The sequence below is a fragment of the Salicola sp. AFF1 genome, from assembly GCF_056783195.1.
In genome coordinates this window covers 1-252 of sequence record NZ_JBXAYL010000206.1, presented here as the reverse complement: position 1 = coordinate 252, position 252 = coordinate 1, and the positions used below count along the sequence as shown (strand labels likewise).

Below are 252 nucleotides of genomic sequence, written 5' to 3'. Positions count from 1 at the left end.
CCCAATGTGTATGGCAACAAGCAAAACGCCCAAGAAGCGCACGAAGCGATTCGACCATCAGATGTCTTGGTGCAATCTGCCTCGCTAAAAGACATGGAGCGCGATGCCCAGCGCTTATATGAGCTGATTTGGCGCCAGTTTGTGGCGTGTCAGATGCCACCTGCGCAGTACCAATCCATGACGTTGATTGTCAATGCTGGTGAGATTGAGCTTAGAGCCAAAGGTCGGGTGATGACCTTTGATGGGTATACC

The 252-nt window shown here is 51.6% G+C and carries 1 protein-coding gene; it reads left to right on the top strand.

What is annotated here, in order from left to right; genetic code table 11:
- Positions 1–252 (top strand): DNA topoisomerase (locus AC1RQI_RS17365; protein WP_481905855.1); only part of this gene is annotated, 252 nt, incomplete at both ends.